The sequence below is a fragment of the Natronosporangium hydrolyticum genome (assembly GCF_016925615.1).
In the GTDB taxonomy this organism is placed as follows: domain Bacteria; phylum Actinomycetota; class Actinomycetes; order Mycobacteriales; family Micromonosporaceae; genus Natronosporangium; species Natronosporangium hydrolyticum.
In genome coordinates this window covers 1,658,740-1,683,564 of sequence record NZ_CP070499.1, presented here as the reverse complement: position 1 = coordinate 1,683,564, position 24,825 = coordinate 1,658,740, and the positions used below count along the sequence as shown (strand labels likewise).

Below are 24,825 nucleotides of genomic sequence, written 5' to 3'. Positions count from 1 at the left end.
GCAGTGGCGAACGGGCCCGGTTACCCAACCGCCTCGCCGATGTGACCTACCGGACCCACACCGATGTCCCCGAGACGGGTTACCCCCACCATCGACTCGGGCACGTCACTGCGGACCGCCGGGGGGCACGCTCGACAATCAGGCGATGTCGCAGCGTAAACGGGTACGGGCGCAGGTCGAAGGGCTGGTACAGGGGGTGGGGTTCCGCCCCTTCGTCCACGGCCTCGCCACCGCGCTCGGACTCGGGGGGCAGGTCGGCAACGACAGCACCGGGGTCTTCGTCGACGTCGAGGGCGACCAGGCCGCGGTGACCGAGTTCCTGAGCCGACTTCAACACGAACACCCGCCGCTGGCGCTGGTAGACCGGATCACGGTGACCAACCAGCCGCCGGCCGGAGCGACTACCTTCCAGATCGCCGCCAGCCGCGCCGACCCGCGGCGCCGCAGCCGGATTCCGCCCGATGTCGCCACCTGCCCGGACTGCCTGCGGGAACTCACCGACCCGGCCGACCGCCGACACCGGCACCCGTTCATCAGCTGCACCGACTGCGGCCCCCGCTTCACCATCGTGACCGGCACTCCGTACGACCGTCCGCAAACGACCATGGCCGGCTTTCCGCTCTGCCCAGGTTGCCACCAGGAGTACGACGATCCGGGCGATCGACGCTTCCACGCACAGCCGGTCTGCTGCCCGGCGTGCGGGCCGCGACTGACGCTGTGCGACGCCACCGGGGCGGCGTTGCCGGGCGAGCCGGTGGCGGCCGCCGCGGCGCTGCTACGCGCCGGGCGGGTGGTCGCGGTGAAAGGGCTCGGTGGCTACCACCTCGCGGTCGACGGCCGACAGGAGCCGGCCGTCGCCGAGCTGCGGACCCGGAAACACCGGGACGAGAAGCCGTTCGCGGTGATGGTTCCCGACCTCGTCGCCGCCGCCGAGCTGTGCCACCTCGCCAGCGGCGACGAGCAGCTGCTCCGCTCCCCCGCCCGACCGATCGTCCTGCTGCGGCGAAGGGACGACCTCATGCTCGCCAGCAACGTCGCCCCCGGCGACCGCCGGCTGGGGCTGCTGCTGCCCTACACCCCCGTGCACCACCTGCTGCTACAGGAGACCGCCGGGCCGATCGTGCTCACCAGCGGCAACCGCAGCGACGAGCCGATCGCCTACCAGGACGAGCCAGCACGGCGGGCGCTCGCCACCGTGGCCGACGCCTTCCTGACCCACGACCGCCCGATCCAGTTCCGGGCCGACGACTCGGTGGCCCGGACCTTCCGGGGGACCCCGCAGCTGCTGCGGCGTTCCCGCGGCTACGTGCCGAATCCGATCCGGTTGCCCCGAGCGGCGCGCCGGCCGGTGCTGGGGTGCGGGGCCGAGCTCAAGAACACCTTCTGTCTCGCCGACGGAGAAGCGGCGTTCCTCTCGGCGCACATCGGAGACTTACGGGACTACTCCACCCTGGTCGCGTACCGAGACGGGGTCGCGGCGTTTCAGCGACTGCTAGGGCTCACCCCATTACTCATCGCCCACGACCTGCATCCGGACTACCTGTCCACCCGGTACGCCCGGGAGCTGCCCAACGACGGACTCGCCGGGGCCGAGCTGGTGCCGGTGCAGCACCACCACGCCCACATCGCCGCCTGCCTGGTGGACAACCAGGAGACCGGGCCGGTGCTCGGGGTCGCGCTGGACGGCACCGGCTACGGCCCCGATGGCACGCTCTGGGGCGGTGAGCTGCTCGTCGCCGACCTGGTGGAGTTTCAGCGGGTGGGGCTGCTCTGCCCGGCGCCGCTGCCCGGCGGGATGAGCGCGATCCGGCAGCCGTGGCGGATGGCGGTGTCATATCTGGACCTGGCCTATGACGGTGCGCCGCCCCCGGATCTGCCGGTGTTGACCCGGCACGCCACCAGCTGGCCGCAGGTCCGCCGGCTGGCCCGCGGCGGCGGCAGCGCCGCCCCATCGACGTCCAGCGCGGGCCGGCTCTTCGATGCCGCCGCGGCGATCCTCGGTCTCCGGGACCAGATCAGCTATGAGGGCCAGGCCGCGATCGAGCTGGAGCAGCTGGCCGACCCGGCCGAGCTGGGTGATTACCCGATGCGGCTCGACGAGCCCGGCACCGGGGCGCCGCTGCGGCTACGGGGGGCGGATCTGATCCGGGCCGTCGCCGACGAACTGCGCCGCGCGGTGCCGCCGCCGGTGATCGCCGCCCGCTTCCACAACGGCCTCGCCGCCGGCCTGGCCACCGCCTGCCTGCGGCTGCGGGAACGCACCGGGCTGACGACCGTGGCGCTCTCCGGTGGCGTCTTCCAGAACGAACTGCTGCTCGCCCGGCTCGTGGACCGGCTGGCCGCCGCCGACTTTCGGGTGCTGACCCACACCGCCGTCCCACCCAACGACGGTGGGGTCAGCCTGGGGCAGGCGGCGATCGCCGCTGCCCAGGACCGCGCCGACTGACCTGGTCGGGCTCAGCCGGCCTGGTCCCCGGTGATCAGCCGCGGGCTCTCCGGATGAATCGGCCGGGGTGGCGCGATCCCGACCTGTTCCCGGTCCCGCCGACGGCGCCGCTCGCTGTGGTTCACCGCTCGGGCATTGCCCTGCGGCGAGTAGCTGATCCCCACCCCCCGTGCCGACCGCGCGCTCGTGTCGGTCGAGGGCACTCCGCGCCGTTCGATCCGGGAGATCCGCCGCTCCCGCCCGCGTCGTCCTGGCATGTCAGCTCCTCTGGCTCGCGCCACCGGGGGCTACCCGTAATCTACTGCCGCCAGCGCCACGATGTGGGAGTTCGCCCGAGACCCGTTCGGGTTTCAGCAGATCCGCGGCAACGGATCACCTACCAGCACGTCCACGATCCGGGTACCGCCGAACTCGGTCTTGAGTAGCACCAGCCCCGGTGGGTCGGCGGCGACCTGGCCGATCACCGCGGCCTGCTCGCCCTCCGGCCGCGCCCGCATCGCCGCCAGCGCCGAGTCCACGCCGGCCCGGTCCACCACGGCGACCAGCCGCCCCTCGCACGCCAGATAGAGCGGATCGATGCCGAGCAGCTCCCCCGCCCCGCGTACCGCCGGATGCACCGGAATGGCCGGCTCGTCGAGCACCACTGCCAGGCCCGCCGCCGCGGCCAGCTCGTTGAGCACCGTCGCGACCCCGCCCCGGGTGGCGTCCCGCATCACCCGCACCGTCGCCCCCGAGTTGAGCAGCCCTTCGGTCAGCTGGTTCAGGGCGGTGGTGTCCGACCGCAGCTCCGCGTCGATCTCCAACTCGCCTCGGGCGAGCAGGACGGTGACGCCGTGCTCTCCGATCGGGCCCGAGACCAGCACCGCGTCCCCGGCTCGCAACTCACCGACGCCCAGCCGGCGCCCGGCCGGGCAGCGGCCAAGGCCCGAGGTGGTGATGTAGCAACCATCGGCCTTGCCCCGTTGCACCACTTTGGTGTCGCCGGTGACCAGCTGCACCCCGGCGGCCGCGGCGGCGGAGCTCATCGAGGCCACGATCCGCCGCAGGTCCGCCAGCGGGAATCCCTCCTCCAGGACGAACCCGGCCGACAGGTAGAGCGGCTGCGCACCACAGACCGCCAGATCGTTGACGGTGCCGTTGACCGCCAGTTCGCCGATGTCACCGCCCGGAAAGAACAGCGGGGACACCACGTACGAGTCGGTGGTGAACGCCAGCTTGGCACCGTCGACCGACAGCGACGCCGCGTCGGCGAGCTCGGCCAGCGCCGGGTTGTCGAACTGGGCGAGGAAAACCGCCTCGACCAGGGTCTGAGTCGCCTTGCCGCCGGCCCCGTGGGCCAGTGTGATCCGGTCCTCGGTTACCCGGGGCCGGCGCCGGCGGGCCCGGTCGATCCGCGCCAGCACCTGCTGTTCCCGGCTCAAGGTCGGCGCCCCCACCACTGGCGGCACCGGCGGTGCGTCTACTTCGGTGAGTTCCGGTTCGGCGTGTTCACGTAGCGCCTGCTCCGCCCATGCCGCCGTGACCGGTGCCGCTTCTGTGGAATGCTCGGTCACACCGCCCCGCTCTCCATAGCTGCCGTCATCGTCGCCTCCTTGACGCGTTGCCGGGTGAACCGGCCGAAGTTGTAGTACGCCGCGCAGGCCCCCTCCGAGGAGACCATGCAGGTGCCGATCGGAGTCTCGGGCGTGCAGGCGGTGCCGAACACCTTGCACTCCCAGGGTTTCAATACGCCCTTGAGCACCTCCCCGCACTGGCACGCCTTCGGGTCGGCGACACGCAGCCCGGGCAGCTCGCTCCACTGCTCGGCGTCGAAGCTGTCGTACTCGGGCCGCATCCGCAGCGCCGAGTGCGAGATCGACCCCAGCCCTCGCCATTCGAAGTACGGGCGCAGCTCCATCACCTGCTGGATCGCCCGCAGCGCTACTGGGTTGCCCAGCTCCGGCACCACCCGGCCGTACTGGTTCTCCACCGCCACCCGGCCGTCAGCGAGCTGCCGCAACAGCATATAGACCGATTGCAGGATGTCCAGCGGTTCAAATCCCGCGACCACCAGCGGCTTCTGGTAGTCACGACAGATGAACTCGTACGGCCGGCAGCCGATCACCGTGGAGACGTGGCCGGGGCCGATGAAGCCGTCCAGCCGGAGATCCGGCGAGTCGAGGATCGCCTTGAGCGCCGGGATGATCGTCACGTGGTTGCAGAAGACCGAGAAGTTCGGGATCCCTTCGGCGGCGGCCCGCAGCACGGTCATCGCGGTGGCGGGTGCGGTGGTCTCGAACCCGATCGCCATGAAGACCACCCGCCGGTCCGGGTTGCTCCGGGCGATCTTCAGCGCGTCGAGTGGAGAGTAGACCATCCGGATCTCCGCCCCCGCGGCCTTCGCGTCCAGGAACGAGCCCCGCCCACCCGGCACCCGCATCATGTCGCCGAACGACGTCATGATCACTTCCGGTCGTTCCGCCAGGTGGATCGCGTCGTCGATCCGGCCCATCGGGATCACGCAGACCGGACAGCCCGGCCCATGCACGAGCGTGACCTGCTCCGGCAGGTAATCCTCCAGACCATGTTTGTAGATGGTGTGGGTGTGCCCGCCACACACCTCCATGAACTTGTACTCCCGACCCGGCTCGCACAGCTCAGCGATCTTCGCCGCCAGCGCTCGGGCCCGGTCCGCGTCGCGGTATTCGTCCACGAACCGCATCGTCCCCCCGCCTCTCTCCGTCCCGGTCACTCGATCCGCGACTCACGCAGCGCCGTCAGCTCCTCCTCGTACGCCTCACCGATGCTGACCAGGAAGTCCAACGCCGACCTGGCCTCCTGCTCGTCGATCGTCGACATGGCGAAACCGACGTGGATCAACACCCAGTCCCCGGGGCGCGGCGGCTCTTCCAGCAGGCCGATGTTGATCCGCCGGCGTACCCCGCTGACGTCGACCGTCGCCAGGTCCCGATGATCGGTCGACACCTCGACCACCTCGCCGGGGATGCCCAGACACACCCGGGGTCACCCCTTGGCCGGTGTCGGCTCGGCAGTCTCCGCCGAAGCCAGCGTGATCGATTCGAGCACGATCTCGTCGCCGCCGCTAAGCCGCAAGCCGCCCTCGAAGCACTCCGGACAGGTGGCGAGGGAATCGGTAACCTCGCCGTTATAGCCACAGTCCGGACAGGTCGCCGCCGCCGGCACCTGAACCAGCTCCACCACCGCGTCCGCGGCCGAGGTGCCGGCGGCGAGCAACGCGAACGCCTGGGCCAACGACGGCTCCACCACCCGCAGCAGCACGCCTGCCCGCACCCGGACCCGGGTCACTTCGCGCCCTTCGGCGCGCCGCTGGACGGCCGCCACAATGCCTTCGCACAGGCCAATCTCATGCACGTTCTATCAGCTCCATAATGGTTGGCCGATGGCATCGGCTACATCTTTCGGATCTTCAGGTATCGCACCAGGTCCGGCCAGGACTTGACCACGATCGCGGTTATGCCGGCCAGTGCTGCCAGCCCCAACGTTCGACGTATCACTCAGTCACCTCCGCTTCTAGGCTCTGCGGTGGCCGCGCCAGCTGCTCGGCCACCAACTCCCGCACCATCGGCAGCGCCCGCGCCACCGCCTCGGCGACCGGTTCACTCAATCCGATCCCATACCCGCTCTGGGCTGGTTCGCACGCCACCACCAGCACCCGACCCGGGTCGCCGCCGAGCGTGCGCAGCAGCCCCAGTACCCGGTCCGGCTGCATGCCGTGCCCGTCGAGCGCGGTTACCGCCTCGCCCGGGTCGACCGCCCGGTACTCGCCCACCTCCAGCACCGAAACCGTGCCGGGCGGCTCGCCCCGGGCCGCCGCGTCCAACAAGATCGTCGCCTCGTACCCACGGAGCAGGTCATAGGCGAGATGGACACCGCTGATGCCGTAGTCGGCGACCTGCACACCGGTGGGCAGCTCCTCGGCCGCCAGCCGGCGGGCCAGCTCCACCCCGAACCCGTCGTCGCCGAGAAAGATATTGCCCACCCCAGCGACCAGCACCCGGTCGGTGTGGACCGGTTCAGGCGACTCCGGCGACTCCGGCGCGGCCGCCGGATCCGGCTCGTCGGCGACCAGCGGCGCCACCTCATCCGGCGCGAAGTAACGGAACCGGCCGTGCGCCAGGTGCATGTCGACCCCGGGATCGTCATCGAGCGTCACCGCCAGATAGCAGTCACCGTCGACATCGCGTAGGACCTCGCGGACCGTGGCCACCCGATCCACCAGAAACATGTCCTGGGCGTCGGTACGCCGACCACCCGGCGCGAGCCGGACCCGGCTGCCCCGGCCGACCAGCTGGCCGGCCACCGCCACCGTCGGTCCGGTCGGCTGCGCCGGAGCCGCGGTCGCACCGTCCGTACCCGAACCGGGTCCGGGCACCGGCGTGAGCCCTCGGATGGTGCCGTGCAGCCTCGCGAGCATCTCCGGCGGCATCGCCGCCACCCGGTCGATGAGCTGGGCCGCGCGCGGGTCGGTCCGACGCGCCTCCTGCTTCTCGGCCTCGGTCAGGGTCAACGTCCGTAGACTCAACAGCTCGTCGATCTCGGTACTGTCGAAGAAATCGCCGGGGCTCTCCGGTGCCACCGCCGGGTAGTCGTACAAGATGATCGGCGACGCCAACACCGCGTTGCGCTCCGCCGGGTCGCCCACCAGCACCGGCCACGCACCCTGCTGCTGGCAGGCCTCCGCGCCCGGTCGCGCCCACGGCGGTGGGTCCAGCAACGAGTGGAACTGCCCGCCCGTCACCACGAAGAGCAGGTGGGTCGCGACCAGCGAACGCCGCAGCGCCACCGGCCGGGGCACGGGTTCACTACCCTCGCCGCCGGACCACGTCGACGTGTTCGAGACCTTGGCCCGCAGCCGGAGCAGCCCGTGCGGGCCGGGCACCGGCTCGGCCCGCAGCAGCAAATCCCCCCGCAGCTCCTCGCGGTCACCCACGATCCCGGATGTCGGCTCCTCCCCCGTACCCGCCGGCACCGTAAACGGGGTCAGCCAACCCTCGCCGAACAACCGGCTCACCGGCACCACGACGTCGATCTCGCGGGGCACCGCCTCGTCCCACCGCGCGGCCGCCTCGGCGACCGGGGCGGGCACTGGGTCGGACTCGGCGACCGGGCCGGCCACCGGCTGGGTCACCAGCTGCAAGAACCGCAGCCTGGCATGCAGCAGCGCCCCCTCCGCGCGGTCGAACAGACACTCGGTGCCCAAACTGGCCTGTTCGCCGGTCCCGGCGGCCGCGTAGGCCGGCGGCACCAGCACCCCGAACTGCCAGCGCAGCTGGTTCTTTGCCGCGCTCGCCCGATAGGGGTAGAGCAGGTACCCCTCATAGAGGACGGCGTCCGCGATCGCCTTGGCGGCGGCCATCGGATCCGTCACCGTCTCCACCGCCGCTTCGTCTGTCGTCACCGCGATGCTCCTTCCGCCTCGGCCACCAACCGGTTCAGCGCCTCGTCCCAGGTGGGAATCGCCTGTACCGCCTTGTAACGCAGCAGCGCGTCGAGAGTTTCGCGGCGCAGCCGAAGCCAGCCCGAGCCGGGAAAGAAGTGGTCCATCACCTCGCGCCAGATCCGTACCGGCAGCCGGAAGGTGGTCTCGCAGTGCCACGGCACCGGCTGGATCTGCAGCCCACCGCCGCCCCTGGTGAAGACGGTGCCGCTGAACAGCAACAGCAACGGGATCTCACCGGTCGCCAACGTGTGGAGGTACTTCCCGGCGGCCACCTCCAGGTCGTAGCTGCACGGCAACACCACCTCGAACTCGGCGCCACCGGTGAACCCCGGCAGCACCGTGGCCACCGTTGCCAGCTGCATCGGCTGCAGCGTCTCGCCCCACCGGGACGGATCGCCGAACAGGTACGCCAGCAGCTCCGACTCGCCTGCGGTGTAGTCACGCCGGTGTGGCTCGATCCGCACCTGGCAGCGCAGCGCCGCGGTGTGGACGGTCACACCGGTGGTCTCCGAGACCGCCATCCGGAGCCGGATCGCCGGCGCCGCCGCGTACCGGTCGACCGCCGCTGACCGGCACTCGAACTCACAGTCCAGCATGGTCCCCCGTCCGGATCAGGGTACTGCGCGCCCGGAGATCGGCGAGAAAGGCGTCGATCTCCCGCCAGGCCTCCTCGCCACCGTCGAAGCCGCGCCAATGGGTACGGACCAACCCGACCAACCGGTAGCAGGCATCGATCGGCACCACGAACCCTTCGAACCGGGTGTCCCCGATCGGCTCGGGACCGGCTCGCCGACCGGCCCGGTCGCCGCTGCCGAGCCGGTTCACCAGGAACGCGGTCACGTCCGGGGTGAGCTGCGACAGCTGTGGGGCCGCCGTAACCACCTCCGACCAGGCGTCCAGCGACAGCAGCGACTCGGTGGCCCCGGCCGGGCTCGGGTAGAGCGCCACCAGCTGCCCCAACCCTGAATTCTCAAAGAAGAACGCCAGGCCGACCGGGATACCCAACCGGTCCCAGACCGAGCGCCGTAGCGGCAGCGTCGGCGCGTACCAGTACTCGGCAGGGATCGCCTGGTAGCGGCCGGCGCCGCCCGCCCCGGTGAAGAGCAGGTAGCACGCGCGGCAGGCGCAGGCGAGGCGCCGGGCGGTACGGTCCACCAGGTGCCCATGGTCGCCCTCGGGCACCGGCACCGCGCACAGCTCACACCGCTCGCCGGCCGGCTCCGCCGGCTCGCCGGCCATCGTGGGAAACGGCGGCGGCACCGCGAAACGGCGAAGCCCGGTGGTCACCGCGGCACCCCCTCCGCCTGCGCGGCCGCCGGCTCCGCGGGGCACGCCGCACCCGCGTACGGATGCCGCGGGGCGGTCTCGATCTGCAGCAGCGGTGGCTGCGCCGCCACCCCCGCCACGGTGATCGTCTCGATCTCCGGCGCGGCCGAGGTCACCGCCGACTCGATCGCGTTACGGACCGTCTCCTGCGACGACGGGCACCCCTCGCAGCTGCCGGTCAGCCGCAACCGCACCGCCGTATCGGTAACCTCCACCAGCTCCACATCGCCGGCGTGCCGACCCAGGAACGGCCGGATCCGCTCGACCGCCTGCCGAACCCGCAGCTCGGTACTGGCCGGGTGCAGGTCGTGCAGCACCAGCAGGGCGGCGAGCAGCGGATCGCCGGTGATCCGGGTCAACAGCCCCGGCTGCTCGGCGACCACCTCGACCACCCGGGCCAGGCCGGTGCCGTACAGCTCGACCAGTGCCCGGACCAGCTCCTCGGCGAGCCCGGCCGCGACCGGCCCGGCGGCCTCGGTCAGCTCCGTGAGCAGCTGCTCGACCCGTTCTCCGGTGACCTCGACCGCGGGCATCGGGCGGCTCACCCCCCGTCCGCGGTGTACGCGTGCGGGCTGTGCAGTTTCTGCAGCGTCTTACCCTCGCCGAGGTACATGTGTACGCCGCATGGCAGGCACGGGTCGAAGCTGCGGACCGCCCGCATGATGTCGATACCCTTAAAGGTCTCCGGCGGATTCTCCTCGAAGATCGGGGTGTTCTGCACCGCGTCCTCGTAGGGTCCGGGCGTGCCGTAGGGGTCGCGGACGCTGGCGTTCCACGGCGTCGGCGGATAGGGATGGTAATTCGCGATCTTCCCGTTCCGGATCACCATGTGGTGCGACAGCACGCCACGGACCGCTTCGGTGAAGCCGACGCTTATCGCCTCCTTCGGGACTGTGAACGGCTCCCAGGTCTTGGTGTGCCCCGCCCGGACCTCCGCGAGCGCCTGCTCGACGAAGTAGAGCGCGGCGGCGGCGCTGTACGCCTGAAAGTAGGTCCGGGCCCGGTTCCGCTCGATCGCGTTGGAGAGCAGCTCCCCGTTGCGCCGCGGGATCTTCCACTCCACGGTCGACTCAGGTTTGGTCAGTGTCTTGGGCAGGTTGATGACCACACTGTCGCCGGTCGATCGCAGGTAACCGATGTCGACCAGGCCGTTCAGCGCGGTCGACCACAGCCGCGCCAGCGGACCGCCGCCGGTGTCCAGCGGCAGGTGCTGCTGGCCATCCCACCACCGCGGGGACATCACCCAGGAGTATTCGCGTTCGAAGTCACGCTTGGCCGGCTTCGGGATGGTGTGTTGGTTCCACGGGTGCCGCGGGTCGACCGGGTTGCCGAGCGGATCCCGGTCGACGAAGGTCTCCTGCCCGGCCCAGTCCTCATAGTAGGAACGGCCGAGCAGGATCCGCATCCCCAGATTGATGTCGACCAGATCGTTCGTGATCAGTTGACCATCCACGATGATGCCGGGGGTCACATACATCCGCCGGCCCCAGTCCGACATGGTCTCGTACTTGAAGTCGCAGTACGCCGGATCGTTCAGCGCCCCCCAGCAGCCCAGCAGCACCCGCCGCTGCCCGACCTGCTCGTAGCCGGGCAGCGCCTCGTAGAAGAAGTCGAACAGGTCGTCGTGCATCGGTACGCACTTCTTGACGAACTCGATGTAGCGCATCAGCCGGGTAAGGTAGTCGGTGAAGACTTGGATCGTCGCCACCGCCCCGATCCCGCCCGGGTAGAGCGTGGAGGGGTGGACGTGCCGCCCCTCCATCAGGCAGAACATCTCCCGGGTCACCCGCGAGACCTGCAACGCCTCCCGGTAGAACTCCCCCTCCAGCGGGTTCAGCGAGCGCATGATGTCGCCGATGGTGCGGAACCCGTGCTCGGCGGCGTGCGGGGCCTCGGTGCGGTTGGCTAGCTCCAGCACCCCGGGGTTGGTCTCCCGCACCATCTTCTCGCAGTAGTCGACCCCGACCAGATTCTCCTGGAAGATCGTGTGGTCGAACATGTACTCGGCGGCCTCGCCAAGGTTGATCATCCATTCGCCGAGCGGCGGCGGCGCCACGCCGTACGCCATGTTCTGCGCGTAGACCGAGCAGGTGGCGTGGTTGTCACCGCAGATGCCGCAGATGCGACTCGTGATGAAGTGGGCGTCGCGCGGGTCTTTGCCCTTCATGAAGATGCTGTAGCCACGGAAGACCGACGACGTGCTGTAGCACTCCGCGACCCGCCGGTTCTTGAAGTCCACTTTGGCGTAGATGCCGAGGCTGCCCACGATCCGAGTGATCGGGTCCCACGCCATCTCTACGAGTTCGGACCCGGCCTGCTCGGCTGCGCCGGCGGTGGGTTCCGTGATGGTCATCGTCTCCTGCCTCCTGCCCTGCGCCGGCTCACCAGGGTGCCCGGTAGCCGGTGAGTAGCTCGTCTCCTGGCTTGCGCCACCTGGGTTCCTTATCCACGGTGTCGAGGGTGATCCGGCGCAGCCGCCGGATCAACGCGCCGTAGCTCTGGCTCGCCAGGGACGACACGGTCGCGCCGGGCGGCTCGTCCATGAACGGCATGAACTTGTCGGGGAAGCCGGGCATCGTGCAGGCGATACAGATGCCGCCGACGTTGGGGCAGCCGCCGATCCCGTTGATCCACCCTCGCTTGGGGACATTGCACTTGACGACCGGCCCCCAGCAGCCGATCTTCACCAGGCACTTCTGCGACCCGTACTCGTGGGCGAACTCACCCTGCTCGTAGTAGCCGGCGCGAACACACCCCTCATGGACGGTGCCACCGAACAGCCAGGTCGGCCGGAGCTTGTCGTCCAACGGGATCATCGGTGCCTGGCCGGCGACCTGGTAGAGCAGGTAGGTGATGGTTTCGGAGAGGTTGTCCGGGTGCACCGGGCAGCCGGGGACGCAGACGATTGGGATGTCGGCGGTCGAGCGCCAGTCCCAACCAAGAAAGTCCGGCACCCCCATCGCCCCGGTCGGGTTGCCGGCCATGGCGTGGATCCCGCCGTACGTTGCGCAGGTGCCGGCGGCGATCACCGCGACCGCCTTGGGGGCGAGCCGGCTCAACCAATCGGCGGTCGGCATCGGCTGGCCGGTCTCGGGGTTGTTGCCGAACGCGGCCCAGTAACCCTCGGGCTTGATCTTCTCGTTCGGGATCGACCCCTCCACCACCAGGACAAACTGCTCCAACTCGCCTCGGTCCGCCTTCCAGAACCACTCGATGAAGGTGTCCGCTCCCTGCTCCGGCCCGCACTCGAAGTCGATCAACGGCCAGTGGACCTGCACCTTCGGCAGGCCCGGCAGCGCGCCGAGGACGATCTCCTCAATGCTCGGCTGGGTCGCGGCGGTCAGGGCGACCGAGTCGCCGTCGCAGCTGAGGCCAGCGTTGATCCAGAGGACGTGGAGCGGCTCACCACTGCCAGAGTTTGCCAATGCACTCTCTGTAGTCGAACTGGTCATGCCGTCGCTCCCCTCTCCGAGCCTCTGACCTACTCAGTCCTCGCGCAGCGCGGCGACGGTGAGTTCCCACAGCACGTGGTAGATGGTGGTCTGCGCCTCCTGGATCCGGTGCACCGACGCCGACGGGACCACGAAGAGATGATCAAGACTGTCCAACTCGGCCATCCGCCCCCCGGACGCGCCGGAGAGGCCGATGGTCAGCAGCCCACGCTCCCGGGCCAACGGGAAGGCGGCGAGCAGGTTCTCCGAGTTGCCGCTGGTCGACAGCCCGACCACGATGTCGCCGGACCGGGCAAAAGCCGCCAACTGCCGGGCGAAGACCTGCTCGAACCCCACGTCGTTACTCAACGCCGTCACCGCGGCGACATCGCCGGTCAACACATACGCCGGCAGCTGCCGACCTGCCGCGTCGGGCGCCACGAAGAGGCTCGCCAGCTCTGCCGCGTCGGTGGCGCTGCCCCCGTTGCCCATCGCAAACAGCCGACCTCCCGCCGCGAACGCGGCGGCCATCGCGCTAGCGCACTCGACGATCCGGGCCGCGTCGGCGGCGACCACCGCCCGGCGCAGCGCGGTGATCTCGCGCAGCTTCGCCGCGGTCGAGGCGGTGACCTCGGCGGTCAACTCCTCGATACGCTCCCCCGACGCGGGGGCGGTATCGGCACCGCTGTCGGCCAAGAACGGGTACAGCGCCGCCATTGGATCCGTGGTATTCATCGCCCCGCAGGCTCCTCAGCGTCGGGCAGGACGGCGATCGCCTCGCCGGCGTGCAGCAGTACCGTGTCACCGGGGACCGCCGTGACCAGGGCCACGCTCGCCTCGGCCAGGCCGTCCGCGCCGGCCACCACCGCCATCCCGTGCTCGAGCAGCCGCACCACCCGGGCCGGCACAGCCCGGTCCGAGCAGGTGAGGCAGACCTCGTCCCGGCACTCAGGCGGCTCGCTCATCGACCACCTCCGAGGTCGCGACCGTCCGGGCAAGGAACAACTGCACCAGCTCCCACACCAGATGGTAGGTCGTGACCTGGACTTCCTTCACCACCCGCGGATCGGTGCTGCGCGCCAGCAGCACGTGGTCGATCGCCGGGTCCAACGCGATCGGGCCACCGGTGCCGCCGACCAGCGCGACGGTCACCAGGCCCAACCTCCGAGCGGCGTTCAGACCGCGGCGGACGTTCTCGCACTCACCGTCTACCGAGATGCCCAGCGCGATGTCGGCCGGACCGGCGAGACGACGAAGCTGATGGGTGAAGATCTCCGCGAACCCATCCCGGTTGGCGACCTCGGTCAGGGTGGCGATGTCCGCGGTGAGGCTGATAGCGGGCAGGGCAGGCTTGCCGACGATCACCGGATGGACGAACTCGACCGCGACGTGTTGGGCGTCCGTGGCGGCGGTGCCGTTACCGAACACGAAGAGGGTGCCGCCGCCTCGAAACCGGTCCGCCATGGCGGCGCAGGCCCGGGTGATGGTCTCGGCGTCGGCGGCGAGGTCGTCGACCGGGCCGTGCCGACGCGCGAACAGCGTCTCGACCTGTTGGTCGTCTCGCTCACGCGTCAACACGGCAATCCCCCCAAACTTGGACATTCTAAACATAACCGTAGAGGCGACCAGGAGTCGCCGCAACCAGTTCGGGGTTTTCGGCGCGCCGCGCTGGGGCGACCGCGGACCGTCAGCTCGGCTCGGTGTACTTCTCCCGCCACGCCGGCACCGGATCGGCGCCGACCCCGATCCAGTATTCGCAGCCGCGGACGATCAGCCCTTCCCGTACCGTCCAGAACGAGGCGACCCGGAACAGGCCCAACTCCTCATGCGGCACCTCAACCTCGGAGACGACCTGATCGCCATCGGCGACGATCCGCAGCACCCGAATCGACCAGCCGGTCGGGTACTCGCGGTTCACCGCCACGAAGTTGGCCGGACCAACGATCCGCTCCCGGCTCGCCGGCCAGTCGATCACTGCGTCGGCGGCGAACAGCTCGGCAACGCCGGACCACGCCCGCGCCTCGATCCGATCCCACAATTCTCTGATCACGTGATGCGGTTCCATGCCGACACCCTCACAGCCGCCCCCGACAGCTGAGATACCGGGGCCGGCTGGCTAGCGAGCGGGCGAGGTAGTGGTGTAGCGCAACAGGATCAACTGCGCCAGGGCGTCGTGGTCGCCCAACGGGGCGGAGGTCACCCGGGCTCCGGCGGCCACCACCCGGTCGTGGAAGAACCCAGGCGCCAACAGGTACGACGCCACCGCCGCCCGCCCCTGCCAGGCGGCGACCGCCTCCGCCACAGTCGGGCGGGCCGCCGACGCGTACGCCGCCCGCACGCTCACCCCGAGCCGGCGCTCCAGCAGCGCGGCGGTGCGCTGTGCATCTCGGCGCGGGCGGCGATGGCTGGAGCCGGCCGCCGCGAGCACCACCGGTTCTCCGTTCCAGCCCGCCTCCAGCAGCCGCTCGTGCAGCGCGAGCGCGAGCAACGGATGCGGCCCCAACGCCGGTGCGAGCCGGGCCCCGCCGCCGCTCGCCGTGATCGCCGCGGGGAGGTCGACCTGGACGTGGTAGCCGGCGCCCAACAGTAGCGGCACCACCACCGCGGGTGCCGGGACCGCCGCCAGCACCGTCCGCAACGACGGCTCGGTAATCTCTACATAGGATTCATGGACCGAGAGTTCGGGGGCGAGCGCGTGGACCCGGGCCAGCAACGCCCGGGTCGCCTCGGCGCCGCGCGGATCCCGGGTGCCGTGAGCCACCCCGACCAACGCCGGCCCGGCCGCGGGCCCGCCGACCGGCCTGCCGATCGGCCCGCCGATCATGAGCTGGTTAGCAGAGCCGCCCGGCGTGTCGCGCAACAAACTCATGATCGGCCCTCTGGTTGGGCTAGGCAGCCCTGGCTCTCCCGTTCTGGCTCGAAGGCGAGCCGGTACCCCCGCTTCGTCACCGTCTGGATCAGCCGCGCCCCCAACGCTCCCCGCAACCGGGTAACCGCCATCTCCACCGCGTGGCCGGCGTTGTCCTGGCCGCCGGGGAGCGCCGCGAGCAACTCGGTGCGGGACCGCACCCGACCCGGCTGCCGGGCCAGCTCCCGCAACACCGCGATCAGACTCGGCGGCAACGCCACCAACTCACCGTCGAGCAACACCCCGTGGCCGCGTACCTCCAGCAGATGGCCGCCGACCGGCAGCCGCCGCGCCCGCGCCGGCAACACCTGCGCCAACTCCCGGACCAACGCACCGAGCCGGTACCGGTCAGGCTGCACGGTGGTGACCTCCAACCGGGCCAGCGGCCCGGCGGTCACCGGCCCTACACACGCCGGCACCACCTCATGCCGCAGCGCCGACAGCAACGCCGCCCGATGCCCGATCTCGTCTGCCACCTGCAGCAGGCTCGCCACTGCCGGAGCACTGGTGAACGTGACCGCGTCCACCTGCCCGGTGACGGTGAGCTCCACCAACCGTCGCAGCGGCGCCACATCCTCCGGCAGCACCCACCGATAGACCGGCACCGGGACCACAGTGGCGCCCGCGTCCTCAAGCGCCTCCACGAAATCGGGCAACGGTTCGCCGTGCAGCTGCACCGCGATCCGCTGCCCGGACACCCCCTGCGCCAGCAGATACTCGAGCACCTCGCTAGACGACTCCGACGCCGGCGACCAGGCGTCAAGCAGGCCCGCGGCGCGAATCGCGCCGCGGGCCTTGGGGCCGCGGGCCAGCAAGGTAGCCCGTCCGAGGTGAGCGACGAGGGCAGCCGCCTGCCCCCACCCCTCGGCCGCCTCCAACCAACCCCGGAAGCCGATGCCGGTGGTCGCCACCGCCACGTCGATCGGCGCCGCCAGGCACTGCTCGGTCGCCGCCCGCAGCTCCCGGTCGTCGGCGAGCGGGACGATCTGGATCGCCGGCGCGTCCACCACCCGAGCCCCGCGCCGCTGCAGCAACGCCCCGAGCTCGTCGCGGCGGCGAGCCGCAGTCACCCCGACGGTGTAGCCGGCGAGCGGCTCCTCCCGACCGGCCGCGCCGTCGCGGCCAGTGCTCACGGAGCCCGCTCCGGTGCGGGAACCTCGCGTATCTCGACCCGGTCGCCGCGCCGGCGGACCGGGAAGACCGGCAGCATCACCTCCGGCTGGTCCAGACAGCGCCCGGTACGCAGATCGAAGGCCTGCTTGTAGAGCGGTGAGGCGACGGTCGGCACCTCGCCGCGGCTACCCACGATGCCGCGCGACAGGACGTAGGCCCGCCCGACCGGGTCGTAGTTGCTGACCGCGTGCAGCTCACCGGACCACGTCCGGAAGACCGCAATCTGTTCACCGCCTAGCAGCACACAGACTCCCCGTTCCGGCATCAGATCCGAGAAGGCACAGACATCACGCCACACCTCCGCCCGGGGACGGGTCAGGACCGCGGCGGACGCGGTCTGTAGCTCGGTCATCGGTTCACCACCTCCAAGGTCGGGCCAGCGATCAGGGTCGGCGGGGGCGGCGCGCCGCCCTCCGGCGGCCGGGGTTGCCCCCGCTCCGGCACAAAGACGATGCTGGGGTCGGACACCTCCGGCTCGTTGACGAACGATACGAACCGGCGCAGCCGCTGCGGGTCCTCCAAAGTAGCCTGCCACTCGTCGGCGTACCCGCCGACGTGCCGGGTCATCGCCTCGTCCAGCTCCCCAGCGATCCCCAGCGAATCGTCCATGATGACCGCGCGCAGGTAGTCCAGCCCGCCGTCCAACCCCTCCACCCACGCCGCCGTACGCTGCAGCCGGTCGGCGGTGCGGATGTAGAACATCAGAAACCGGTCGATGGTCCGCACCAGCGTCTCGGTGTCGACATCGGTCAGGAACAGATCGGCATGGCGTGGTTTGAATCCACCGTTGCCACCCACGTAAAGGTTCCACCCGTGCTCGGTGGCGATGACCCCGACATCCTTGCTGCGCGCTTCGGCGCACTCCCGGGCACAACCTGAGACCGCCATCTTGATCTTGTGGGGTGCCCGCAGGCCCCGATAGCGCAGCTCCAGGTCGATCGCGAGGGTGGTCGAATCCTGCACCCCGTAACGGCACCAGGTCGACCCGACACACGACTTCACGGTCCGCAGCGCCTTACCGTAGGCGTGGCCGGACTCCATCCCGGCCGCCACCAGCCGCTGCCAGATCTGCGGCAGTTGCTCCACCCGCGCGCCGAACAGGTCGATGCGCTGACCACCGGTGATCTTCGTGTAGAGCCCGAAGTCGCGGGCCACCTCCCCGATCACGATCAGCTTCTCCGGCGTGATCTCACCACCAGGGACCCGGGGCACCACCGAGTAGCTCCCGTCGCGCTGCAGGTTGGCCAGGAAGTGGTCGTTGGTGTCCTGCAACGCCGCCTGCTCGCCGTCGAGGATGTGCCCGGAGCCGAGGCTCGCCAGGATCGACGCGACCGCCGGCTTGCAGATGTCACAACCCCGGCCCCGGCCGAACCGGTCGACCAACTCCGAGAAGGTACGCACCCCGGCCACCCGGATGATGTCGAACAGCTCCGCCCGGGTCTGGTCGAAGTGCTCACACAGCGCCCGGCTCACCGCCACCCCGCTCTCAGCGAGCAGCGTCTTCACCATCGGCACACAGCTGCCGCAGCCCGTCCCGGCGCGGGTGCACTCCTTCACACCCGCGACATCGGTCAAACCATGCTCGGTGATCGCGGTGCAGATCTGTTCCTTCGTCACCGCGTTGCAGGTGCAGACCTGGGCGTGCGGCGGCAGCTCACCGGGGGCCGCCCCGCGTACCCCCAGCAGCAACTCCTCCGGCGGGCCGGGCAACTCCTCCCCCACCAGCGGCCGCAACGAGGCGTACGCGGCCGCGTCACCGACCAGCACCCCACCCAACAGTTGGCGGGCGTCGTCGCTGACCACCAGCTTCTTGTAAACCCCGGCGACCTGGTCGGCGAAGACCAGCTCCAAGGCGCCGTCGGCGGTGCCGAACGCGTCGCCGAAGCTCGCAACGTCCACCCCGAGCAGCTTCAGCTTGGTGGCGGTGTCGGCGCCTGGGAAACTAGCACTACCACCGGCGATCCGGTCCGCCGCCACCTCGGCCATCGCATACCCCGGCGCCACCAACCCATACACCGCGCCGTCGAGGTTGGCGCACTCACCCACCGCCCAGATCGCCGGATCGCTGGTCTGGCAACCGGTGTCGACGACCACCCCGCCCCGCTGGCCGACCACCAACCCAGCGGCACGCGCCAACTCGTCGCGGGGACGCACCCCGGCCGAGAAGACCACCAGGTCCACATCGATCGGTTCCCGCTCCGTCAACCGCACCCGGGCCACCCGGCCCGCCGGGTCCGGTTCGATCTGTTCGGTGGCGGCACCCAGATGCAGCCGCACCCCAAGAGCTTCGATGTGCCGGGACAACGCCTGCCCGCCGCCCTCGTCGACCTGCAACGGCATCAGCCGCGGGGCCATCTCCACCACGTGCGTGGTCAGACCCAGCTGGCGCAGCGCGTTCGCGGCCTCCAGGCCCAGCAGGCCACCGCCGACCACCGCCCCCGAGGTGGCCCCGTTGGCGTACGCCTCGATCGCCGACAGGTCGTCCAGCGTCCGGTAGACGAAACATCCGGTCAGTTCGTGCCCGGGCACCGGCGGCACGAACGGACGAGAGCCGGTGGCCAACACCAACGCGTCGTAGTCGAGCACCCTACCGTTGCTAGTAGTAACGGTGCGGGCTGCCCGGTCGATCTCGGTCGCAGACTCCGCCAGGTGCAGCGTGCAGCCCGGCTCGTCGAAGAACCCCGCCGGCACCAGTGACAGCTCCTCGGCGGAACGACCTTCGAAGTACGACGATAGGGCCACCCGGTCGTACGCGGCCTGCGGCTCCTCACACAGGACGGTCACCCGCCAGTCGGTCGCGTCGGGCGTTGCCCGGAACGCCTCCAGAAACCGCTGCCCCACCATGCCGTTGCCGACAACCACCAAGCTCCTCACCGAATGATCCGCACTTCGCTGCGGTCCTCGCAAGCTGCGGTCCTCGCTCATTGGTAGACACCTCCGCTCGTGGTGTTGCTGCTCAACCGGGCGACGATGCCCGCTACCTGGCCTCGGCAGCCGCCGCAGCCGGTGGTAGCCCGGGTCTGCTGCGCGATCTCGGTCACCGTGTGGGCGCCCGCCCGCCAGCACGCCTCGATCGTCTCCGCGGCGACGCCGTTGCAGTGGCAGACGGTGACGTCGCCGGTGGGCGACTCCGGAGGGCCGCCGCCGTTGCGATGGCTGTGGAAGAGCAATCGGAGCCGGTCCGCCGGCGCCGGCGTGCCCCGGTCGTAGAGCTGGGTGACGGTGGCGACGGTGGAGATCTCCCCGAGCAGGATCGCGCCCACCACCCGGTCGTCCCGCAACACCAGCTTCTTGTAGGTGCCGCGGGCCGGATCGCAGAAGTGCAGCACCTCGGCGCCGTCCGGATCCTCCTCCCCCGGCTGGGTCTGGCCCATCGCCGCCAACTCGACCCCGGCCGCCTTCAGCCGGGTGACGATCCGGGAACCGCGGTAACGGGCCTGCGGGTCGGCGCCGCTGAGCTGGTCGGCCACGACCGTGGCCTGCTCCCAGGCCGGGGCGACCAGGCCGTAGACCTGCCCGTCGTGCTGCGCGCACTCCCCGACCGCATAGACCGCCGGGTCGTCGACCGACCGCAGCGCGTCGTCGACCACCACTCCGGTCTCCACGGTCAGCCCGGCCCGCCGGGCCAGCGAAACCTCGGGACGCACCCCACAGGCGAGCACCAGCAGATCGGCGTCGAGGACCGTGCCGTCGGCGAGCGCGACGCCGCGGACCCGGTCCGCGCCGCGGACCGCCTGCGCCCGGGCACCGAGCCGGACCCGGACCCCGAGCCCTGCCAGGGTGCGGGCCAACACCCGGCCGGCCGCCGCGTCGAGCTGCCGGTCCATCAGGTGATCGGCGGCGTGCAGCACCTCCACCGACAGGCCACGACCGGCCAACCCGCGGGCCGCTTCCAGCCCGAGTAGCCCGCCTCCGAGCACCACCGCCCGTTTCGCGTCCTGCGCGGCCTCGATGATGTTCTGGCAGTCCGCTACGGTACGAAACACCGCCGCGCCCGGCAGCAGCTCGCCGGACCCGTCGGTGACCAGCCCGGCCAGCGGCGGCACCACCGGCTGCGACCCGGTAGCGAGCACCAGCGTGTCGTACCCGGTGCGGCTACCGTCGTCGGCGACCACCTCGCGGGCGTCCCGGTCGATCTCGGTAACGGTGACGCCGGTGCGCACCGTCGTGGCCCCTGACGTGGTCGCCGCGAGCCGGATATCCTCGGCGCTGGCCTCGCCGGCCAGCACCCGGGACAGCAGCACCCGGTTGTACGCGGCGTACGGCTCGGCGCCGAAGGCGATGACCGGTTCGTGCTCGTTGCGGGCCCGCAGCTGTTCGACCACTCTGGAGCCGGCCATGCCATACCCGACCACCACGATCGTCATCAGTTCACCACCTTCTCCACCCGGACCGCACAGACCTTGAACTCCGGCATCCGCGACGTCGGATCCAGCGCCGGGTTGGTGACCAGGTTGGCGCGCCCGGCACCGGGCCAGTGGAACGGCATGAACACCGTGTCCGGGCGGATCTCGTCGCAGAGCCGGGCGGCGCCCTGCGCGGCCCCGCGCCGGCTCACCACCCGCACCGGGGCGCCCTCGACGATCCCGAGCTGCTCGGCCAACTCGGTGCTGAGCTGCACGAAGACCGCCGGGCTGGCGGCGGCCAGATCCGGCACCCGTCGGGTCTGCGCACCGCTCTGGTAGTGCGGCATCACCCGGCCGGTGGTCAGGTAGAGCGGGAACTCGCCGTCCCGCTCCTCCGCCACCGGCCGGTGCTCCACCGGCACCAGCCGGGCCCGGCCGTCGGCGGTGGCGAACCGTTCGGTGAACAGCCGGGGCGTGCCAGGATGGTCGGCGCTGGGGCACGGCCAGAAGACGCCCTCCTCAGCCTCGATCCGGGCCCAGCTGATCCCGGCGTAGTCGGCCGGCCCACCGGCGCTGGCCCGGCGCAGCTCGTCGAAGACCGCCTCCGGGTACACCTGGAACGGGGCCCGGCAGCCCAGCCGGTCGGCGAGCCCTGCCAGGACCGCCAACTCGCTGCGCACCCCGGGCGGCGGGGTGACCGCCCGGCGGCGCCGCAGCACCCTGCCCTCCAGGTTGGTCATGGTGCCGTCTTCCTCGGCCCACTGGGTGATCGGCAGGACCACGTCGGCGAGCTGGGCGGTCTCCGACGGGACGAAGTCAGCCACCATCAGAAAGTCGAGCGCTTCGAGCCGCTCGGTGATGTGGCCGGCCCGCGGCGCGGACACCGCCAGGTTGCTGCCGAAGACCAGCATCGCCCGCGGTCCGCCGGGGGTGCCGAGCGCGTCCAGCAGCTCGTACGCTGACCGGCCGGGGCCGGGCAGCTCCGCCGGATCGACCCCCCAGACCGACGCCACATGCGCCCGGGCCGCCGGGTCGTCGATCTTCCGGTAGCCGGGCAGCTGGTCGGCCTTCTGGCCATGCTCCCGGCCACCCTGACCGTTGCCCTGCCCGGTCAGGCAGCCGTACCCGGAGCCGGGCCGGCCGGGCAGGCCCAACGCCAACGCCAGGTTGATCCACGCCGAGACCGTGTCCACACCCTTGCTGTGCTGCTCGGCGCCGCGGGCGGTGAGCACCATCGCGCTCTCCGCCTCGGCCAACAGCCGAACCGCCCGGCGTAGGTCGGCCACGGGCACCCCGGTGAGCCGCTCCACCCGCTCCGGCCAGTAGCTCGCCACCACCGCGCGTACCTCGTCGAACCCGCTGGTTCGCGCGGCCACGTACGCCTGGTCAAGGTAGCCCTCGACGATCGCCAGGTGCAGCAACCCGTTGGCGAGCGCCAGATCGGTGCCCGGGGTGACCGGCAGGTGCAACGTGGCCGCCCGCGCGGTCGGAGTTGCCCGCGGGTCGACCACGATCAGATCGCCCTGCCGCTCGTTGAGGTGCCGCATCACCGGCGGCATAGTCTCGGCGAGGTTGCTCCCCACCAGCAGCACCGTCTGCGCTTCCCGCAGGTCCGGCAGCGGAAACGGCAGCCCCCGGTCGATCCCGAAGGCGCGGATGCCGGCCGCGGCCGCCGACGACATGCAGAACCGGCCGTTGTAGTCGATCTGCGAGGTGCGCAGCGCCACCCGGGCGAACTTGCCCAGCTGGTACGCCTTCTCGTTAGTCAGGCCACCGCCGCCGAAGACCGCCACCCCGTCGGGGCCGTGGTCGGCCTGCACCCGCTGGATCTCGCCGACCACCCGGTCGAGCGCACGCCGCCAACTCACCGGACGCAGCGGCGCGCCTCGATGCTCCCGCAGCAGCGGGGTGGTGAGCCGGTCGGGGGCGGTGAGCACCTGCGCCGATGTCCAGCCCTTCTGACATAGGCCACCCTGATTGGTGGGGAAGTCGCGACCGACCACCTCAACCTCGGCGGCGTCGCCGCCGCGGATCCCCATGCCGCACTGCAACGCGCAGTACGGGCAGTGGGTGGCGGTGGTACGCATGGTCTCTACCTTGTAGCGCACGGTTTGCATGGCGGGGTCCCCAATGTTTCGGGCCGGCTAAATGGCCCGCATCGACAACGCCGGCAGCTGTGCGGACAACCCGCTTCGCCGGAGGTAGTACCCCCAGGTCAGCACCGAACAGACCAGGTAGAACGCGAGGAAGCAGGTGAGCGCGGTCCCGACGCCGCCGGTGGCCGAGATCGATGTCCCGAAGCCCTGCGGGATCAGGAAGCCGCCGAGCGCGCCGATCGCCGACGTGAAACCGAGCACCGCCGCCCCCTCCCGGCGGGCCTTGGCCAGCGCACCTGCCCGCGCCTCCGGGTCGGTGTAGTCCACGCGCAGCAGCGCCTGCGCCCGGAAGATCGACGGGATCATCCGGTACGTCGACCCGTTGCCCACCCCGGTGGTGACGAAGAGCAGCAGGAACGCACCTAGGAACAGTGGGAAGCTGTGCACCTGCAGCGCCTGCCACACCCCGATGACGCCGACACACATGGTCAGGAAGGTCCACAGCGTTACCCGGGCCCCGCCGAGGTGATCGGAGAGCCAGCCGCCCAGCGGCCGCGACACCGAGCCGACCAGCGGGCCGAGGAAGGCCAGCCCGATCGCCGACAGCTCCGGGAACTGGGTGTTGATCAGCAGCGGGAACGCCGCCGAGTAGCCGATGAACGAACCGAAGGTCCCGATGTAGAGCACCGACATCACCCAGGTGTGCTCGCGCTTGGCGACCACCACCTGGTCCCGGAAGTTCGAGCGGGCGGTCGACAGATTGTCCATCCACCGCCACGCGCACACCGCGGAGATCAGGACCAGCGGGAGCCACACGTAGGCGGCGTACTCCAGCCGGACCGCACCACCGGCGACCCCGATCACGATCACGATCGGCACGACGAACTGCACCACGCTGACGCCGATGTTGCCGCCGGCGGCGTTAAGCCCCAGCGCGAGGCCCTTGCGCCGCTCCGGATAGAAGAAGGAGATGTTCGCCATGCTGGAGGCGAAGTTGCCGCCGCCCAGCCCGGCGGTGGCCGCCGCGACCAGGAACATCCAGTACGGCGTGGTCGGGTCGGTGACGCAGTAGATCAACAACCCGAGCGGGATCACCAGCAACAGCGCGCTCACCACGGTCCAGTTCCGGCCGCCGAACTTCGGCACCGCGAAGGTGTACGGGAAGCGCATCAGCCCACCGATCAGGTTCGGCAGCGCCACCAGCCAGAACAGCTGGCTGACCGAGAAGGTGAAGCCCGCCGCCGGCAGGCTGACCACGATCACGCTCCAGAGCAGCCAGACCGAGAAGCCGAGGTGCTCGGCGAAGATAGAGAAGATCAGGTTCCGGTTGGCGATCCGCCGACCGGTCCTGGCCCAGAAGCCTTCATCCTCGGGATCCCAGTTGGTGATCCACCGGCCGGGCCGGCGGCCGAGCAGATCCTCCTGGTGCGGTCTGACCATCACATCCACGGCGTCCTCCTCGATCGGATGCCGCAGACGTTAGGGCCGCCGTGTTACCGATCCCGGCGATCCGCCATTCAGCGCGGGTAACGTCTCCCGCACGCTCCGCCGACCCCCGCCGTGAACTCCGGCACCGCCGACCCGCTCGGCTAGGTAGATAGCATCTAGGTAGATAGCATCTAGGTAGCTGCCAGCTAC

General features: G+C 70.7%; 24 protein-coding genes. 1 reads left to right on the top strand and 23 read right to left on the bottom strand.

Features of this window, described 5'->3' with window-relative positions; genetic code table 11:
* Positions 1 to 145: 145 nt before the first annotated feature.
* Positions 146 to 2,446 carry a carbamoyltransferase HypF gene (gene hypF / locus JQS43_RS07550; RefSeq protein WP_239678341.1) on the top strand — a complete coding sequence of 767 codons (2,301 nt, stop codon included), beginning with the start codon at positions 146 to 148 and terminating at the stop codon, positions 2,444 to 2,446.
* Positions 2,447 to 2,457: 11 nt separating this feature from the next.
* On the opposite strand, the gene JQS43_RS07545 is transcribed toward hypF, so the two are convergent.
* From JQS43_RS07545 to JQS43_RS07440, 23 genes are all read right to left on the bottom strand, one after another.
* Positions 2,458 to 2,703, bottom strand: a complete 246-nt coding sequence (locus JQS43_RS07545; protein WP_239678340.1) for a hypothetical protein — start codon at positions 2,701 to 2,703, stop codon at positions 2,458 to 2,460.
* Between the two features lie 93 nt (positions 2,704 to 2,796).
* Complete coding sequence (gene hypE, locus JQS43_RS07540) at positions 2,797 to 3,999, bottom strand: hydrogenase expression/formation protein HypE (protein WP_275581049.1); 1,203 nt, start codon at positions 3,997 to 3,999, stop codon at positions 2,797 to 2,799.
* Positions 3,996 to 5,138 (bottom strand): hydrogenase formation protein HypD, encoded by a 1,143-nt coding sequence (gene hypD, locus JQS43_RS07535; protein WP_239678339.1) that lies wholly within the window; start codon positions 5,136 to 5,138, stop codon positions 3,996 to 3,998. Before hypD ends, hypE begins: the two co-directional genes overlap by 4 nt.
* Before the next feature lie 35 nt (positions 5,139 to 5,173).
* Positions 5,174 to 5,443, bottom strand: coding sequence for a HypC/HybG/HupF family hydrogenase formation chaperone (locus JQS43_RS07530; RefSeq protein ID WP_239678338.1), 270 nt, complete (start codon positions 5,441 to 5,443; stop codon positions 5,174 to 5,176).
* 6 nt (positions 5,444 to 5,449) lie between these two features.
* Positions 5,450 to 5,818, bottom strand: a complete 369-nt coding sequence (locus JQS43_RS07525; protein WP_239678337.1) for a hydrogenase maturation nickel metallochaperone HypA/HybF — start codon at positions 5,816 to 5,818, stop codon at positions 5,450 to 5,452.
* A 38-nt stretch (positions 5,819 to 5,856) separates the two neighbouring features.
* A complete protein-coding gene (locus JQS43_RS26250; RefSeq protein ID WP_420847659.1) occupies positions 5,857 to 5,961 on the bottom strand; it encodes a DUF6893 family small protein in 105 nt (34 codons plus the stop codon).
* On the bottom strand, positions 5,958 to 7,865 hold the full coding sequence (locus JQS43_RS07520; RefSeq protein WP_239678336.1) for a hydrogenase maturation protease: 1,908 nt from the start codon (positions 7,863 to 7,865) through the stop codon (positions 5,958 to 5,960). The genes JQS43_RS26250 and JQS43_RS07520 overlap by 4 nt, the downstream gene beginning before the upstream one ends.
* Positions 7,862 to 8,503, bottom strand: a complete 642-nt coding sequence (locus tag JQS43_RS07515) for a DUF6084 family protein (protein WP_239678335.1) — start codon at positions 8,501 to 8,503, stop codon at positions 7,862 to 7,864. Before JQS43_RS07515 ends, JQS43_RS07520 begins: the two co-directional genes overlap by 4 nt.
* Positions 8,490 to 9,194 (bottom strand): DUF5947 family protein, encoded by a 705-nt coding sequence (locus JQS43_RS07510; protein WP_239678334.1) that lies wholly within the window; start codon positions 9,192 to 9,194, stop codon positions 8,490 to 8,492. The genes JQS43_RS07515 and JQS43_RS07510 overlap by 14 nt, the downstream gene beginning before the upstream one ends.
* Positions 9,191 to 9,766 carry a NifU family protein gene (locus JQS43_RS07505; RefSeq protein WP_239678333.1) on the bottom strand — a complete coding sequence of 192 codons (576 nt, stop codon included), beginning with the start codon at positions 9,764 to 9,766 and terminating at the stop codon, positions 9,191 to 9,193. Before JQS43_RS07505 ends, JQS43_RS07510 begins: the two co-directional genes overlap by 4 nt.
* Positions 9,767 to 9,774: 8 nt before the next feature.
* Positions 9,775 to 11,586, bottom strand: a complete 1,812-nt coding sequence (locus tag JQS43_RS07500) for a nickel-dependent hydrogenase large subunit (RefSeq protein WP_239678332.1) — start codon at positions 11,584 to 11,586, stop codon at positions 9,775 to 9,777.
* 28 nt (positions 11,587 to 11,614) lie between these two features.
* The gene (locus JQS43_RS07495; protein ID WP_239678331.1) at positions 11,615 to 12,685 is read right to left on the bottom strand and encodes an NADH-quinone oxidoreductase subunit B family protein; all 1,071 of its coding nucleotides are present in this window, start codon (positions 12,683 to 12,685) and stop codon (positions 11,615 to 11,617) included.
* 33 nt (positions 12,686 to 12,718) lie between these two features.
* Complete coding sequence (locus tag JQS43_RS07490) at positions 12,719 to 13,399, bottom strand: D-sedoheptulose-7-phosphate isomerase (RefSeq protein WP_239678330.1); 681 nt, start codon at positions 13,397 to 13,399, stop codon at positions 12,719 to 12,721.
* Positions 13,396 to 13,629: a HypC/HybG/HupF family hydrogenase formation chaperone gene (locus JQS43_RS07485; protein ID WP_239678329.1), complete on the bottom strand. Its 234-nt coding sequence runs from the start codon at positions 13,627 to 13,629 to the stop codon at positions 13,396 to 13,398. The genes JQS43_RS07490 and JQS43_RS07485 overlap by 4 nt, the downstream gene beginning before the upstream one ends.
* Positions 13,613 to 14,239, bottom strand: coding sequence for a D-sedoheptulose-7-phosphate isomerase (locus JQS43_RS07480; RefSeq protein WP_239678328.1), 627 nt, complete (start codon positions 14,237 to 14,239; stop codon positions 13,613 to 13,615). Before JQS43_RS07480 ends, JQS43_RS07485 begins: the two co-directional genes overlap by 17 nt.
* A gap of 112 nt (positions 14,240 to 14,351) precedes the next feature.
* Positions 14,352 to 14,729 carry a nuclear transport factor 2 family protein gene (locus JQS43_RS07475; protein WP_239678327.1) on the bottom strand — a complete coding sequence of 126 codons (378 nt, stop codon included), beginning with the start codon at positions 14,727 to 14,729 and terminating at the stop codon, positions 14,352 to 14,354.
* Positions 14,730 to 14,780: 51 nt separating this feature from the next.
* Positions 14,781 to 15,533 (bottom strand): sirohydrochlorin chelatase, encoded by a 753-nt coding sequence (locus JQS43_RS07470; protein WP_239678326.1) that lies wholly within the window; start codon positions 15,531 to 15,533, stop codon positions 14,781 to 14,783.
* Complete coding sequence (locus tag JQS43_RS07465) at positions 15,530 to 16,705, bottom strand: uroporphyrinogen-III synthase (RefSeq protein ID WP_239678325.1); 1,176 nt, start codon at positions 16,703 to 16,705, stop codon at positions 15,530 to 15,532. The genes JQS43_RS07470 and JQS43_RS07465 overlap by 4 nt, the downstream gene beginning before the upstream one ends.
* Positions 16,702 to 17,097 carry a nitrite reductase small subunit NirD gene (gene nirD / locus JQS43_RS07460; RefSeq protein WP_275581047.1) on the bottom strand — a complete coding sequence of 132 codons (396 nt, stop codon included), beginning with the start codon at positions 17,095 to 17,097 and terminating at the stop codon, positions 16,702 to 16,704. The genes JQS43_RS07465 and nirD overlap by 4 nt, the downstream gene beginning before the upstream one ends.
* Entirely contained in the window at positions 17,094 to 19,670 is a 2,577-nt protein-coding gene (nirB, locus tag JQS43_RS07455) for a nitrite reductase large subunit NirB (protein ID WP_239678324.1), read from the bottom strand. Before nirB ends, nirD begins: the two co-directional genes overlap by 4 nt.
* Positions 19,667 to 21,112, bottom strand: a complete 1,446-nt coding sequence (locus JQS43_RS07450) for an FAD-dependent oxidoreductase (RefSeq protein ID WP_239678323.1) — start codon at positions 21,110 to 21,112, stop codon at positions 19,667 to 19,669. The genes nirB and JQS43_RS07450 overlap by 4 nt, the downstream gene beginning before the upstream one ends.
* On the bottom strand, positions 21,112 to 23,178 hold the full coding sequence (locus JQS43_RS07445) for a molybdopterin oxidoreductase family protein (RefSeq protein ID WP_275581046.1): 2,067 nt from the start codon (positions 23,176 to 23,178) through the stop codon (positions 21,112 to 21,114). Before JQS43_RS07445 ends, JQS43_RS07450 begins: the two co-directional genes overlap by 1 nt.
* 57 nt (positions 23,179 to 23,235) lie before the next feature.
* Entirely contained in the window at positions 23,236 to 24,627 is a 1,392-nt protein-coding gene (locus JQS43_RS07440; RefSeq protein ID WP_239679348.1) for a NarK family nitrate/nitrite MFS transporter, read from the bottom strand.
* Positions 24,628 to 24,825 lie beyond the last annotated feature (198 nt).